This window comes from Nostoc sp. 2RC, assembly GCF_014222165.1.
Classification (GTDB): Bacteria; Cyanobacteriota; Cyanobacteriia; order Cyanobacteriales; family Nostocaceae; genus Nostoc; species Nostoc linckia.
Window position 1 is genome coordinate 1 of sequence record NZ_JACKZU010000190.1, and the last position, 15,396, is coordinate 15,396.

Here is a 15,396-nt window from a genome sequence, read left to right on the forward strand (position 1 = left end):
GGTTTCAAATACATCCTTTATCCCTTACCCCTTAACCTACTGCTTATGCGAATCGTATTGCCTTATCTCTCTACTTCACTCACAACTTCCTCAAATTGTTGTTTTAATGTGGGTGTGTGGGTAAGATATTGCCAAAGTTGGGATACTCCCGATGAATATTGTTAGGAAGATTAATGATGAGTTAGCGATCGCTGGACAAATTACGTTAGTTCAGCTAAAACAAATAGCTGATGAAGGTTATAAGTCTGTAGTGAATTTGCGTTTACCTGATGAAACAGGTTTGTTAGCTAATGAAAAGGAAAAAACTGAGCTGTTGGGATTGTACTATCTAAACCTACCTTTCAAAGCTCAAGATATTAATGATGTAGTCACGCTGGAAATATTTCAGAGAATTGCTGAATTACCAAAACCGATGTTGATTCATTGTGATAATTCAATTCGCTCAGCCACTATAGTATTGCTATATATTGCGTTAAAACAGGGCATAGCCTTTGATAAAGCGCTGCAAAAAGTTATTAATTTAGGCTTAATTTAGCTCAAATTTATACAGTGATAGCCTGAAAAATTGTAAATATCGGAATTTTATCCTGATTCAGCAAGCCCTACTTAATTATTGCCCAAACTAATTTCAAATTAGGAATTTAGCCTAGTGTTTAGACACAGAGGAGTTGGCAACGTAGTTATTTTCTTCGATTAAACGACTGTAATTTTCTTTGATTAAACGGCTGTAAGTTCTTTGGGGAATAAAATGAAGTGGATTGTAACCAATGAAACGCAAAATCAGCACACAGGCCCAGGAATATCGACCATCGGTAATTGCTGCAATTACCTGCTCTAATTGTTCTGGACTCATGGCTTTTTGAAAGTTTTTTTGAGAGGAAGAAATTTGGTAGTTCATGGTTAACCCTGGTGTAACTTACTAAAACAGTGTTATTCGATAGTGATTACTCAGCAATTTGGTCTGGTTCAAGGGGCTTGACTCGTTATAAAAAATTTTGCTTTTGATTTTAGATAGCGTCTAGTGTCTTTGGTAAGTAAGCTCGTTGAATCAAGAATATACCAGACTTCAACCCGCAGAGTTTCAAACCAGTCCTCAATTACTAAGGAAAACTCTATCTCTGTATAACATTCCTATTTGATTTGTTAACTTACTTTTGGGAGAAGATGATAAACAATAAATGTTGTTTACAACTCATTTAGGATTGTTACAGTTATGCCTGATTGAGAAGTTATACACATCTAGAATAATATGTATTTGCGTCTGCTTTAGCCAATTTGGCAGTTTTTTTAATCAAAAAAATTTGTATTTTTTGATTCTAGAAGTTTGTATCTATCTTCATTATTTCATACCACAGCTAGAAGCAGCAGTAGTCCTATTTATCTACCATTATAGTAATAATGTGTCTTCCAGAACTATCAAGAGAACAAATTGCAGGTAGAGGAGAAAAAATCAAGTTCTGAATTAGTTAAATCTCTGGAATTTGGTCATGTATGAATTATTTCAAGCTGTATTGAACAGTGAAGAAAAAACTGTTCTACGTCAGTTGATAGATATTTTGAGTGCTTCTGCTAAGCGCTACTTCCTGAGGAATGAGATTTTGCAAATTTTTGCTGACTACTGTCAGCAATGGCAAAAACCAGCTTACTTTTATCACTCTTCTTCTGTGGGGAAAATCATACACTACACCCATGAAATAATTTTAGACAATGAATGTAGTTGGTTTGTTGTTCGTCCCCGGATTGCTAGCCAAGAAGTTTGGCAATTGACAGCTGACTTTCATAGCTTTGAGCAGAGGACACCCCAAGCGTTATTAGATGTGAGCGATCGCTTGGTGAACCGCTACCAAGATCGCATCCTAGAAATCGACCTCCATCCTTTTTACCAAGATTCTCCCAGAATTGATGACCCTAGAAATATCGGTCAAGGCTTAGGTTTTCTCAACCGTTACCTTTCCAGTCAATTATTGACTGACCCCCAACATTGGCTAGAACTTTTGTATTTAGCTTTAGACAAAATTAGTTACGAAGGAATTGAACTGCTAATTGGCGATCGCATTACCTCAGGTATACAGCTAGCTAAACAAATTAAGCTAGCCATCAAATTCCTGAGTCAGCAACCCCCAGATGAACCCTATGAAAAATTTCACTCCCAGCTGCAAAAACTCGGCTTTGAACCGGGTTGGGGTAATACTGTAAGACGAGTCCGGGAAACTTTAGAACTTTTTGATAGACTAATTTACTCTCCAGAACCAGCAATTCTAGAAACATTTGTCGCCCGTGTCCCCGCCGTATTTCGCATAGTTTTGATTTCCATACACGGCTGGGTTGGACAAGAAGATGTCTTGGGAAGAGATGAGACATTTGGTCAAGTGATTTATGTCTTGGAACAAGCCCGCAGTTTAGACAAGAAACTTCATGAAGAAATCAAACTCGCTGGTCTAGATTTTTTAGGAATTAAACCCCATGTAATTATTCTCACTAGATTAATTCCTAACTGTGAAGGAACATGTTGTAACCTGCGCTTAGAAAAAGTTGAAGATACCCAAAACACTTGGATATTGCGAGTTCCTTTTGCGGAATTCAATCCAGAAATTACCAACAATTGGATTTCCAAATTTGAAATTTGGCCATATTTAGAAACATTTGCCGCCGACGCTCAAAAAGAATTACTAACTCAATTCCAAGGTAAACCAAATCTGATAATCGGTAACTACAGCGACGGTAATTTAGTGGCTTTTCTTTTATCCCATAGCCTGAAAGTTACCCAGTGTAACATTGCTCATTCCTTAGAAAAACCCAAATATCTATTTAGTAATTTATATTGGCAAGATTTAGAAGAAAAATATCACTTTTCGGCACAATTTACCGCCGATTTAATTAGCATGAATGCAGCTGACTTCATCATCACATCGTCCTATCAAGAAATTGTCGGCACCCCCGACACCATAGGTCAGTATGAGTCATATAAGTGGTTTACTATGCCACAACTGTATCATGTAGTTGATGGCATTGATTTATTTAGTCCTAAATTTAACTTCGTACCGCCGGGAGTAAATGAAAATATTTTCTTTCCCTACAGTCAAAAATTACACCGAGAACCGCAACTTTCCACACAAATCCACGAACTACTTTTTAGTAGAGAACATCCCCAAATATTTGGTTATTTAGATAATCTTCAGAAGCGACCCATTTTTGCGATCGCTACTTTCACTTCCATTAAAAATCTCACTGGTTTAGTTGAATGCTTCGGTAAAAATCAGGCGTTGCAAGAACGTTGCAACCTGATTCTCTTAGCTAGTAAACTACATTCAGATGAAGCGACAAATCCAGAAGAAGCAGGAGAAATTAAAAAACTCCACGAAATTATTAATCAATATCAACTGCACGGCAAGATTCGTTGGTTAGCAATGCGTCTTCCCAGCCGCGACCTCGGCGAAGCCTATAGAGTAATCGCAGATTGCGAGGGAATTTATGTACAATTTGCCCGCTTTGAATCCTTCGGTAGGTGTATTTTAGAAGCCATGATTTCTGGCTTACCAACTTTTGCAACTGAATTTGGCGGCTCTTTAGAAATTATTGAAAATCAAGAAGATGGATTTAATATTAATCCTACAGATTTAGAAGGAACAGCAAATAAGATTTTAGACTTCCTGGAAAAATGCGAACTTCATCCCCAACACTGGCAAGAAGTTTCAGAATGGATGACTCAGCGAATTCATCATAGATATACATGGCATTCACATACTAATCAATTATTACTGCTGACGAAAATATTTAGTTTTTGGAACTTTATTGCTCCAGAAAATAACGAAGCCAGAGATCGTTACATGGAAACTTTATTTCACCTGATCTATAAACCAAGAGCCGAAAAAATTTTAGAAAAACATCTTAGTGGGCATAGGGCATAGGGGAGGCAGTGCGGTCTTGGGGTCTCCCCAAGTGGAGCAACTGCCGTCATGGGTCATGGAAGAGGATAAGGGAGATTTAAAACTGAAAGTTTTGAGCTTCAGAGGCTCAAAGTTAAAGTTCAAAGGTTCAAGGTTCCAGTTCAAAACCTCAACATTCAAACTTATTTCTCGATGCCCCATGCCCGATGCCCCATGCCCGATGCCCAGTCCCCAGTCACCACTCACCAGTCAACATGGAAACAAAAGGTCGTTCTCGCCATTTTATCTACACAGACTGGATATTAACCGAAACCCAGTTTGACCCCGATCAATTACACTCCAAAGAAACTGTCTTTACTATCGGTAATGGATATCTGGGAACAAGGGGTAGTTTTGAGGAAGGTTACCCCAGTGCATTGCCGACTACTTTTATCCACGGTGTTTATGATGATGTGCCGGTGGTGTACACTGAGTTAGTTAATTGCCCTGACTGGTTACCCTTGGTAGTGATGGTCAATGGGGAACGCTTTCGTCTCGACCAAGGTGAGATATTGCAGTATGAGCGAAGGCTAAATCTGCGTCAAGGACTTTTATGCCGTTCTGTGCGTTGGCGTTCTCCCAGTGGAAAAACCATAGACTTTTACTTTGAACGCTTTGTCAGTTTTGCAGACCAGCATGTGTTAGCACAACGATGTCAGCTCACACCAGTGGATTTTGATGGGGTAATTGAAGTTCAGGGAAGCATAAATGGGTATACGGAAAATCAGGGTTTTAATCACTGGGTAGGACTAGACCAAGGGAAGACTGACGAAGGAATTTGGTTGCAACGGCGCACTCGCAACTCCCAAATTGAATTGGGTATCGCAGCTAAAATGACGATATCAGGGGCAGAAGCATCGTTGCAAGTCAGTACTGCACCTGGTTATCCCACTCTCAGCATGACTTTTTTAGCGAAAGCACAACAAACTGTAACGGTGGAAAAATTCGTGACAATTTTTACCTCGCGGGAGGTTGAAACACCAGTTGCAGCAGCTAAAGAAAAACTTGCATACCTACCAGACTATGCAAAATTACTAAAAGCCAGCGAACAGGCATGGCAGGAGGTTTGGCAACAATGCGATATTGTAATTGAGGGAGATGGCACGGCGGCTTTTGCTGTTCGCTACAATCTGTTTGAGCTGCTGATTGCTAGTCCACAGCATGATGATAAAGTCAGTATTCCTGCGAAAACTCTTTCAGGATTTGGCTATCGCGGTCATGTTTTTTGGGATACAGAAATTTTTATGCTGCCGTTTTTTCTGTTTACCCAACCGACCATCGCCAGAAATTTACTGAGTTACCGTTGGCACACTTTACCAGGAGCTAAACGCAAAGCATCTCACTACGGCTATAAAGGAGCGATGTTTTCTTGGGAGAGTGCTGCTACCGGAGATGAAGTCACACCCCGTTGGTCGCTTCCCACTGATTTTTATGGCGAAGATGTGCGAATTTGGTGTCGCGATCGCGAAATTCATATTAACGCAGATATCCCCTATGCTGTTTGGAATTACTGGCAAGCCACAGGTGACGATGAATGGATGGAAAAATATGGTGCAGAGATTATTTTAGATGCCGCCATTTTTTGGAGTAGCCGGGTAGAATTCAATTCTGAATCGCAAAAGTATGAAATTCGGGGAGTAATTGGAACGGATGAATACCATGAATTTGTCCACAACAATACTTTTACAAACCGGATGGTGCAATGGCATCTGGAAAAAGCGATGGCAGTTTATGATTGGCTGGCTCACAAATACCCACAACGAACCAGGGAATTAGAAGACAAACTGCAACTTTCTTCAGAGCTACAAAATCATTGGCAAGACATTATTGCCAAAATCTTATTGTTTTACGATTCATCAACAGAATTAATCGAGCAGTTCGAGGGATTTTTTCAATTAGAAGATATTAATTTAGCAGATTATCAAGACCGCGATCGCTCCATGCAAGCAATCTTGGGTATTGAGAAAACTAACAAATATCAAGTACTCAAACAGCCAGATGTATTAATGCTGCTTTATTTAATGCGAGGATACCTTGATTTTCCCTACAGTCAAAAAGCATTGCAAACAAATTGGGATTACTACGCACCCCGCACAGACATCACCTATGGTTCCTCCCTCGGCCCCGCAGTTCACGCCATCTTAGCCTCACATTTGAACATATCCACCGAAGCTTATAAATTGTTTATGCAAGCAGCAATGGTAGATCTTGAAGATAACCGAGGAAACACCGCCGATGGAATTCATGGCGCTACTGCTGGCGGCGTTTGGCAAGCCGTGATTTTTGGCTTTGGTGGTATCCAATTTAAGGAAAATCGTCCCGTAGCCAACCCCCATTTGCCCTCTAACTGGACGCGCTTGAAGTTTAAATTGCACTGGCAAGGGTTATGGTACGACTTTGATTTATGTGGGGAAGTGGGCATAGGGCATAGGGCATGGGGAGATGGGGAGACAAGGGGACAAGGGGACAAGGAGACAAGGGGAATAACTAATGCCCAATCCGCAATACCCAATGCCCAATCCCCAATGCCCAATCCCCAATCCGCAACACCCAATTCCAACATCCAAGGAGTCATTTTTGATTTAGATGGAGTGCTGACAGATACAGCAGAACTTCATTATCAAGCTTGGCAGAAGCTAGCGGATGAAGAAGGTATACCCTTTAATCGGGTGGCGAATGAAGCGCTACGGGGTGTATCCCGTCGTGCTTCCCTAATGCTAATTATTGGCAATAGACGGTATTCAGAACAACAAATCCAGGAAATGATGGAGCGCAAGAATCGCTACTATGTGGAATTGTTGAAAAATATGACCTGTGAGGATTTGTTACCAGGAGCCATCGCCCTTTTGGATGAACTGCGGCAAGCTGGAATTAAAATAGCCATTGGTTCAGCGAGCAAAAATGCCCGCACAGTAATCGAGCGATTGGGTATTGCTGATAAAGTAGATGCGATCGCTGACGGTTATAGCGTTAAGCAACCCAAGCCAGCACCCGATTTATTCCTCTATGCAGCTAAGCTGCTAGGAACCGAACCAGCACAATCTGTAGTTGTAGAAGATGCAGCAGCTGGTATTGAAGCGGCTCTAGCTGCTGGAATGTGGGCGGTAGGTATTGGCCCAGTTGAACGAGTTGGAGCTGCTCATGTTGTTCTCCCTAGCCTAGCAGGAGTTAAATGGGCAGATATACGAAGTCAATTACATAACTCCAAAAAATAGCCCACAGAGTGATACCAATTCAAAATTCAAGAACAAGGCTTGGGGGAACTCCAAAAAATAAATTATTTCAGTTAATGCGTTGACTGTTGACGGTTCACACTTAACAATCAATGGACAAGAGTGGGTAGTGATACCATTTCACGAAATACCTGATACAGATAGATGGGTAGGGGCGTACGGCTGTACGCCCTTGAATCTCATGTCTTTACAAGGGTTTTACGTTAAGTTGACCCCAATGTCCCCCTAAATGATAAGTTTTCAACCAGACTTGATATTAGCTCCGTTATGCGGTTAAAAGTAATCAATTAACAGCTTTATAGCTGATAATTACAACTGATAATTCAAAACTAATATTTATATAAATTTCAAAAGCTAAAATCGTCCAAAGAAGGAATCTGAAAGGAAACCCAACTTGAGATATCGAATAGGAGCAAAAAACGTGAATTTGGACGATTTAGCCCTACAGATACAAAATATACGTAAACGCGTCGGCATTTTGCAAAGTAAAAGTGAACAGCAAAAAGTAGAGCAAAACATTGAACTCGTTACCGCAGTATTTGAAGAAGTCTATTTAGCTTTGGAAGGGCTGCAAATAGCTAATGAAAATCTACAGCAACAAAATAAAGAATTATCTGATGCTCAACAAGCTTTGGTAGTAGAACATCAACGCTATCAAGAACTTTTTGAGGAAGTACCAGATGCTTATTTGGTCACTGATACACAAGGGATAATTCAGGAAGCTAATTCTGCTGCTAGTACTTTGTTTAATATTTCCAAAAGTTTATTAGTGGGTAAATTATTGGAAAATTTTACCTTTGAGAAAGAGTTGATTACTTTTCATCTGAAACTAATTCATCTGCGCGAGCGCCAAATTCCAGAATGGAAAACCCAAGAATGGGAAGTATACCTGCGACCCCATGAGAAAACGCCGATTATTGTTGCAGTGAAGGTAGCCGCCGTGCGTAATCAACAAGGTGAGTTAGTTGGTCTACGCTGGCTATTGCGGGACATTAGCGAAAGCAAACGAATCCAAGCAAAGCTAGAATGGGCAGAAGAGGCTATGCGACAAGCACTTGCTAAAGAAAGGCAACTGAGTGAGCTTAAATCGCGTTTGCTGACTACTACTTCCCATGAATTTCGCACACCTCTAGCTGCTATCCATTCTTCTGCGGAATTACTAGAATATTATCGCCATCGATGGACTGAGGAGCGACAAAATACTCACCTGCGTCGCATTCAAAAATCTGTAATGCATATGACTCAGCTATTAGATGATGTATTGGTACTGAGTCAAGATGAAATGAGTAAATTAGGGTTTAATCCCAGACCATTGAATTTAGCAGAATTTTGCCAATATTTATTAAAACAATTAAAACAATATGATGGTTCTCAACATACCATCACTTTTAGCTATGAATCTCAAAGTACGCAAGCTAACTTCGATGCTCAACTGCTGCGGCAAATATTAAATAATTTATTTTCCAACTCTTTAAAATACTCTCCTATTGGTAGTCAAATAAATTTTTTTCTTACTACCACCAACGATGGGGCTATATTTGAAATTCAAGATTTTGGTATTGGTATTCCTAGTGCTGATATCAAACATATTTTTGAACCTTTCCATCGCGCCACTAATACCAGCAACATTCCAGGGCTAGGATTAGGGTTATCTATTGTCAAAAAAGCTGTAGATTTGCACGGTGGTGAGATTACTGTCAAAAGTGCAATTAATGTGGGAACTACTTTTAGAGTTATTGTACCATTTGCAAGTAATGTTCACAATACTTATGCAGAGGTACGCGAAAATCTAATCACAGAGGATGTGCAAGAATAAGGGAATTCTAAGTATTTGTTGACTGTTGATTGTTGACACTTGTTCTTTATACCGGAAAAAATAAACGGATAGAACAAGAAAATCCAGGTAACAATGGCGATGTAATTTTGTCGTCATCTAATAAAGTTGCAACTAAAATTAACTGTGTTTTTTTTCGGCGATAAACTTCAATTTTTTGAGTCAAGCGATCGACAATCCAATACTCACGTACGCCGGAAACTGAATACAGTTTTAATTTAGCTTTTTTGTCTTGAAGTTCGTTTTGTTTACCAGGCGATAAAACTTCTATTACTAACTCTGGTGCGCCTGTGAAATGTCCGGCTTCGTCTTCAATTTGTGCTAGTCTTTCTCGACTTACCCAAACTATATCCGGGATGACGCTATCTACTTGAGAAAATAGCATTACTGGAGCTAAAATTGTTTCGCCTAAACTACTAAATTCAGACCAAATATCCAGGGAACGAGCAATTTTCAAACAAACTTGTTGATGGCGGCGGTGACGAGTGGAAGTTACAAAAAATTCTCCATTCATTATTTTATAGCGTGTCGATTCATTTGTAGCTAGAAACTCTAAATTATTGGTATCTTTTTTTGAACTTTGTTGACTGTTGGAAGACTGGTGGTAAGAACGTAAAACAGTTTGGATATTTTTTTTACATACTTCTCGACCAAATAACTCAGATAGCGATCGCCACAACTGGCAACCAATTTGTTTAATATAGTCGTGTTCATAACTTATCTGCACCGCGATTTCCGCATAGGTACGTCCTAGCCAGCTTTCTAGAAATACCGCACATTGAACATCATTGAGCCTTTGCCCAAACGTAGAGCATAAAAGGCTATCCACTAAATTTAGTGCCTCTTCTGCCGTCATTAGTTAGCTTGGTTTATTTATAGGTTAGACTTATGAGATTTCTGTTTTATAAGAGATGATTACGTTAATCGTTACAAATTTTTACAGTAAGTACTCACTTTTTCTCACTGACATACCATTGCGTTTAGCTGAATAATTAATACACTGTAGGGAGATATATAACCAGGAGATTAATCCTATGAAATTTGGTATTGATATGGGACACAATTGTCCTCCAGATACAGGAGCAACAGGCATTAAACAAGAAGATACTTTAACTAAAGCAGTTGGTACATATTTAATTCAAAAACTCAAAGCAGCAGGCCATACTGCTATTGATTGCACTCCTACTAGTGCTAGCAGTGTTACGGATTCTTTGAGACAAAGAGCTAATAAGGCAAATGCCAACAATGTTAATATTTTTGTTTCGATTCACTTCAATAAATTCAACACTCAAGCTAATGGCACAGAAATTTATGCCATTAGCAATGCATCACAAGGTATTGCTCAATCAGTTCTCAAAGAAATTGTGAAACTTGGTTTTTATAATAGAGGAGTGAAAAATACAGGTTTCTTTGTTTTGAAAAATACACAAATGCCAGCTATTTTAATTGAATGCTGTTTTTGTGATTCCCAAAAAGATATGGGTATCTTTGATGCCGAAAAAATGGCTGAAGCAATTAAAGATGGATTAATTGGTGAATCAGACGAAGTTCATGTTAAACATGATAAAAAATATCTTTTAGAAATTACAACAAAAACTGTTCTTAAACCTTCCACAGAACAGAGTTCAGATTTGCCAAAAGAATCTCTAGTTGATATCGAGCCAGGAGATTATCCAGTTTTAGACGTTCGTTTTGAAGAAAATCATTATTGGGTGAAGTGGCCTGATAAAAGTAAAGGAAATCGAGACGAACATTTTGTTTTTGCTGGATATAGCAAAGTTATAGAGAAATCTTAGGTATTTTCAATTACAATAAGATTTCCATAGAAGAATGTTGACTGTTGACTGTTGACGGTTCGCAGTAGTGGTTCATCGCATTAGTTATACCAATTTGAAAAAAGAATGCGACACATAGACAAGACCCCTCCCCAAAGCATTGGGGAGGGTGCCGTCAGGCGGGTGGGGTATCTGTCGCAAACATTTTTTGAATCGGTATTACGAGGGGTAAACTCATTCTTAATTTTTCTTCCTTTGCGCCGGCAGTCACTCATGGGGAGCCACTGCGTTGGACGGGTTCCCCGGCTTAAAGCAAGTGGCGTGGAAACCTCCAAAACCGCGCTGCCTCCTCTTTGCGTCCTTCTCTAACGAGACGCTACGCGTCTACGTTTTTTAACCCTCAAAATTAATGCGATAGACCATCAGTTAGGCTACACCTGGGTAGGCAATGCTCATACTGCAACTATAGACAGAGAATTATTTGGGCGTTGCTGAATCAGAATATGAATTTACATTTTTGATATAACTAAACAACGATTCTTTGCGCCTTTGCGTCTTTGCGTGAGACTAATTCATACTTTCAATCAGCAACGCCATTATTTGACGCCATCAAACTATTTCAATCAATCATTATGGAGGAGATATTCCCGACCATCAGGGACATAAAACCGATATGATGTGCGATGTTTTCTTGCCCAAAAAGAATGGAGCTTTTGGTGGGATTTTTTGGTCGAGTTCTGAATTAGACCTTTTTGGAAAATCCTTACAATTTTTGCCCTGCATAAATCGATCGCACTTCACCGTTACGGCGAATAACTGCTTCCCCATTACTCACATCTACAAGTGTCCAACCACTAGAACCAATGGTTTCACCCATATTGATGCGGCGAGTCACGCCATCAATTTTAAACAAAGCAGCAGATTTATTGCCTAATTCTAGCAATCCTTCCAATGTACTACTGGGAGTCTCGGCGATCGCAGTTGGCAAATAAACTTGATGCTGGGTAATAGTTGGTTCTGATTCTGGTGCGAGTGCTGCACGTAATGGCACAACTGGTAATGCTGGTAGAGGCTTGGGTGTTTGGCCCACGCTAATGGGGGCAGTTTTTGTGGCCACAGCTTTGATGTCTGGGCGTACAGCAGCAGCTAACATGTTGACGGTGGCGGGTTTAGCAGCTTTTTGCACGGTATTTAAGGCAGTTTTCACAACATTAGGTTGAGAATTCTGTAATGCTGTTGCAACTTGTGGCAAAAGTGTGGGAGCGCCAGGAATGGCTGGTAGAGCATAGCGCATTGGGGGACGGAGGTAGATACGTTCCACAACCTTGCCAGGGTTAGGAATTGGTGATGTGTTGTTAGCTGCTAGTGGTGGTAGTGGTGGTAGATTATTACCTGGTAGCTGGTTGGCAACACCTATTTGATTAGCACTGGTTTGATTGTAAAATCCTGGTCTGACGTAGTTTTGATGATTTTTTACACCTTGCTTATCTATAACTGATAAAGCGCCGATCATGTAGTCAACTAACTCCGCCTCAATTTCTGGCTTTGTTGATGATTCTGAGGTCTGCTGCGCTACTACAACAGCTGATTCGGGCAATTTAGTATTTAAAAGATGGACAACGCCAGACTGTACCATGTAAATCATACTAGCGATGGCTACGCCCAATGTTGTGCCAACAATCAGCAGTCTGCCCAAAGCAGAACTCGATTTCTTGGGCTTTCTAGTAACTGGTTTTACGGTGGCGGTGTCAAACACAACGGTAGTCAATTGCTTGTGGTTGCCTTGAGTAACTGACTGTGCCGAACTATCGCCTGTGTTTGCGAAAATAACCTGCGGCATGGTAACTGTTTGTAGTGGGTTCCCTGTACCAGTTGCTACAACTGGAGAGAAGTCAGAGAAGCGGCTTTTGCCGATGTGAACTTCGGGAGAAACCCCGCCAACGGACTGGCTCGATTTTTTCTGACTACTTTGTCTAAAGGTTTGAGAAGCCAGATTACCACTAGCATCGAGAATATAGTCGATATCCGCAAAGAGTTCATCCATTAGCCCATCTGCATAGATTTCTATCGACCAAGGTTCGTTGGTGATTAAGTCTTCTGATGGTTCTGGAACTATGAGACCGGTGGTGGCTTGTTGTAACATAGACGCTCTGGGTTGTTGCTAGGACAGGGAAACGCCGCTCCTACTGCCTGTTAATCAAGATTTATCATCGAATAGCCAATTTCCCGTCTGATGAAGACGAGTTATTGAGCGGTGGTATTCAAATCAATTTCAATCTGGGGATTGTTAATGAGGGCAGTACTAAGACTTATGTCATCTATCATACCCATCTCCCTCTTTTCTACTATACTCGCCCTTTATAAAGTTTTTGTTAAATTAACGCTGAAAACTCTGACTGGCTCTTTGTTTTACGCAATTCCAGATATAATAACAAGGCGTTAATATCGGCTGGGTTGACACCACCTATACGTGCAGCCTGACCGAGTGTGAGTGGTTTGACGTGAGTTAGTTTTTCTCGCGCTTCTTTAGAAAGAGTATCAATTTTTGTGTAATCCAAATCCGCAGGTAACTGGCGGTGGGCTTGGCGGGTGATTTGGTCGATTTGATTTTGTTGCCTAGCGAGATATCCAGAATATTTAATGTCAATTTCTGCGCCTTCTTTCTCGGCGCGGTTGAGGTCAGGGTTTCCCAGTCCGAACCTGTCGAGGTCAATGTAATGGAATCCCGGACGCCGCAGCAGGTCATTTAAGGTAATGGAACCTTTGATTGCTTGCTGAGTATGAGATGCGATCGCCATACCAATTTCATCATGTTCTTTGACGCGGGTGTTATGTAACCGTGATTTTTCGGAGACTATGTGTGCTTGTTTTTGGGTAAATAAATCCCAACGGCGATGGTCAATTAAACCAATTTCCCGTCCCAAGGGTGTCAGGCGTTGGTCGGCGTTGTCAGAACGCAAAATCAACCGATACTCTGACCTACTAGTAAGCATTCGGTAAGGTTCCCGTAGGTCTTTGGTACACAAGTCGTCAATTAATGTACCGATGTAACTTTGTTCGCGAGGAAAGACAATCATTTCCTGCGAATTCACAAATCGAGCTGCATTAATTCCCGCCACAAGACCTTGAGCTGCGGCTTCTTCATAGCCTGTGGTGCCGTTAATTTGCCCAGCACAAAACAGTCCTGCTATCTTCTTAGTCATCAGTGTGGGATAACACTGAGTTGCAGGTAAATAATCATATTCCACAGCATAAGCCGGACGCAGCATCACACATTTTTCCAAACCGGGGAGACTCCGCAACATTTGGAGTTGCAAATTTTCTGGTAACCCTGTGGAAAATCCTTGAATGTAAAGTTCGGGTATATCTCGTCCTTCTGGCTCAATAAAGATTTGATGGCTTTCCTTATCAGTAAAACGCACAATCTTATCTTCAATACTCGGACAATAACGCGGCCCTTTGGCTTCCACCCAACCACCATAAACTGGTGATAAGTGTAAATTTTCTTGTATTATGCGATGTGTTTCAGTAGTTGTACGAGTAATGTAGCAAGGCATTTGTTCCCGTTCTACCCACACATCCGGGTCAAAGCTAAACCAGCGTACATCTTCATCCCCTGGCTGGATTTGCATTTTACTATAATCCACCGATCGCTTGTCTACCCTAGCTGGGGTTCCTGTTTTGAGCCTACCGGTTTCAAATCCCAAGCGATTTAGGGTTTGCGTCAGTCCTTCTGCGGCAAATTCCCCAGCCCGTCCCGCCGCCATTGATTTGTTACCTACCCAAATTTTCCCACCCAAAAAGGTGCCAGTTGTCAAAATCACGGCTTTGCATTGGAACGCTACGCCAAAATAAGTTTCCACACCAATGACTTCATCGTTAGCGCCCAACACTAAATCCACAGCCATACTTTCACGGATGGTGAGATTTTCTTGGTTTTCCACAATATTTTTCATCACCGCCGCATATTCGCGCTTGTCAGTTTGTGCGCGTAAAGCCCAAACCGCAGGCCCTCGTGAAGAGTTGAGGATGCGCTTTTGTAAGTAGGTGCGGTCTGCCATTTTGCCAATTTCCCCGCCAAGGGCGTCTACCTCATGGGTCAATTGGGATTTCGCTGGGCCACCCACCGCTGGGTTACAAGGTTGCCAAGCGATTTTATCCAAATTGAGCGTCAATAGCAAGGTACGACAACCGAGGCGGGCAGAAGCTAGAGCTGCTTCGCAACCGGAGTGACCTGCACCGACGACAATCACATCAAAAGCGTCTTGGAATTCAACAGAGTTGTGCATGGTCATACTTACAGGAACGACAAGCTGAAAGTTCTCTCCAATTTTAACCTTTCCAGTGATTTCATGGATGTAACTTGCTGATAAATAAGTTATCAAATTGACTATTACTCAATAACCAAGAGATTTCTATTTTTTACATATATTTTTCATCTTGTCAGTCATAAATGTCAGTTGATTTATGCAAGATGTATATTAAACAACTTGCCTGTATAGATAACTTGAAGATATGGCGACAGATACACACAGATTTAGTAGGGGCGCACAGCTGTGCGCCTCTAGCTGTGTAGATAATTTTGGGATAAATTATCTTTATAGTTACTATTTTTAAGTCATCAATAC

The 15,396-nt window shown here is 40.9% G+C and carries 9 protein-coding genes; 5 read left to right on the forward strand and 4 right to left on the reverse strand.

Annotated elements, in window-relative coordinates; translation table 11 throughout:
* Window positions 1-151: 151 nt before the first annotated feature.
* Complete coding sequence (locus GNE10_RS20340; protein ID WP_185566720.1) at window positions 152-535, forward strand: beta-lactamase hydrolase domain-containing protein; 384 nt, start codon at window positions 152-154, stop codon at window positions 533-535.
* A gap of 111 nt (window positions 536-646) precedes the next feature.
* On the opposite strand, the gene GNE10_RS20345 is transcribed toward GNE10_RS20340, so the two are convergent.
* Window positions 647-898: a HetP family heterocyst commitment protein gene (locus tag GNE10_RS20345; RefSeq protein WP_185566721.1), complete on the reverse strand. Its 252-nt coding sequence runs from the start codon at window positions 896-898 to the stop codon at window positions 647-649.
* A 589-nt stretch (window positions 899-1,487) separates the two neighbouring features.
* On the opposite strand from GNE10_RS20345, the gene GNE10_RS20350 reads away from it, so the two are divergent.
* From GNE10_RS20350 to GNE10_RS20360, 3 genes are all read left to right on the forward strand, one after another.
* Complete coding sequence (locus GNE10_RS20350; protein ID WP_185566722.1) at window positions 1,488-3,908, forward strand: sucrose synthase; 2,421 nt, start codon at window positions 1,488-1,490, stop codon at window positions 3,906-3,908.
* A gap of 233 nt (window positions 3,909-4,141) precedes the next feature.
* Window positions 4,142-7,141 (forward strand): beta-phosphoglucomutase, encoded by a 3,000-nt coding sequence (gene pgmB, locus GNE10_RS20355; protein ID WP_185566723.1) that lies wholly within the window; start codon window positions 4,142-4,144, stop codon window positions 7,139-7,141.
* A gap of 439 nt (window positions 7,142-7,580) precedes the next feature.
* Window positions 7,581-8,975, forward strand: a complete 1,395-nt coding sequence (locus GNE10_RS20360) for a PAS domain-containing sensor histidine kinase (protein ID WP_185566724.1) — start codon at window positions 7,581-7,583, stop codon at window positions 8,973-8,975.
* 46 nt (window positions 8,976-9,021) lie between these two features.
* Here GNE10_RS20360 and GNE10_RS36390 read toward each other — a convergent pair whose 3' ends face one another.
* Window positions 9,022-9,849: a Uma2 family endonuclease gene (locus GNE10_RS36390; protein ID WP_185566725.1), complete on the reverse strand. Its 828-nt coding sequence runs from the start codon at window positions 9,847-9,849 to the stop codon at window positions 9,022-9,024.
* Window positions 9,850-10,027: 178 nt separating this feature from the next.
* Here GNE10_RS36390 and GNE10_RS20370 point away from each other — a divergent pair, with 178 nt between their 5' ends.
* Entirely contained in the window at window positions 10,028-10,789 is a 762-nt protein-coding gene (locus GNE10_RS20370; protein WP_099066339.1) for an N-acetylmuramoyl-L-alanine amidase, read from the forward strand.
* Window positions 10,790-11,531: 742 nt separating this feature from the next.
* Here GNE10_RS20370 and GNE10_RS20375 read toward each other — a convergent pair.
* Both GNE10_RS20375 and mnmG read right to left on the reverse strand, forming a co-directional pair.
* A complete protein-coding gene (locus GNE10_RS20375; protein ID WP_185566726.1) occupies window positions 11,532-12,911 on the reverse strand; it encodes a hypothetical protein in 1,380 nt (459 codons plus the stop codon).
* 229 nt (window positions 12,912-13,140) lie between these two features.
* Entirely contained in the window at window positions 13,141-15,063 is a 1,923-nt protein-coding gene (gene mnmG / locus GNE10_RS20380) for a tRNA uridine-5-carboxymethylaminomethyl(34) synthesis enzyme MnmG (protein WP_185566727.1), read from the reverse strand.
* Window positions 15,064-15,396 lie beyond the last annotated feature (333 nt).

What these genes read in the sequence shown, in the direction of transcription:
- GNE10_RS20340 (WP_185566720.1), top strand. Translation starts at nt 152, where the DNA reads ATGAATATTGTTAGGAAGATTAATGATGAGTTAGCGATCGCTGGACAA.
- GNE10_RS20345 (WP_185566721.1), bottom strand. Translation starts at nt 898, where the DNA reads ATGAACTACCAAATTTCTTCCTCTCAAAAAAACTTTCAAAAAGCCATG.
- GNE10_RS20350 (WP_185566722.1), top strand. Translation starts at nt 1,488, where the DNA reads ATGTATGAATTATTTCAAGCTGTATTGAACAGTGAAGAAAAAACTGTT.
- pgmB (WP_185566723.1), top strand. Translation starts at nt 4,142, where the DNA reads ATGGAAACAAAAGGTCGTTCTCGCCATTTTATCTACACAGACTGGATA.
- GNE10_RS36390 (WP_185566725.1), bottom strand. Translation starts at nt 9,849, where the DNA reads ATGACGGCAGAAGAGGCACTAAATTTAGTGGATAGCCTTTTATGCTCT.
- GNE10_RS20370 (WP_099066339.1), top strand. Translation starts at nt 10,028, where the DNA reads ATGAAATTTGGTATTGATATGGGACACAATTGTCCTCCAGATACAGGA.
- GNE10_RS20375 (WP_185566726.1), bottom strand. Translation starts at nt 12,911, where the DNA reads ATGTTACAACAAGCCACCACCGGTCTCATAGTTCCAGAACCATCAGAA.
- mnmG (WP_185566727.1), bottom strand. Translation starts at nt 15,063, where the DNA reads ATGACCATGCACAACTCTGTTGAATTCCAAGACGCTTTTGATGTGATT.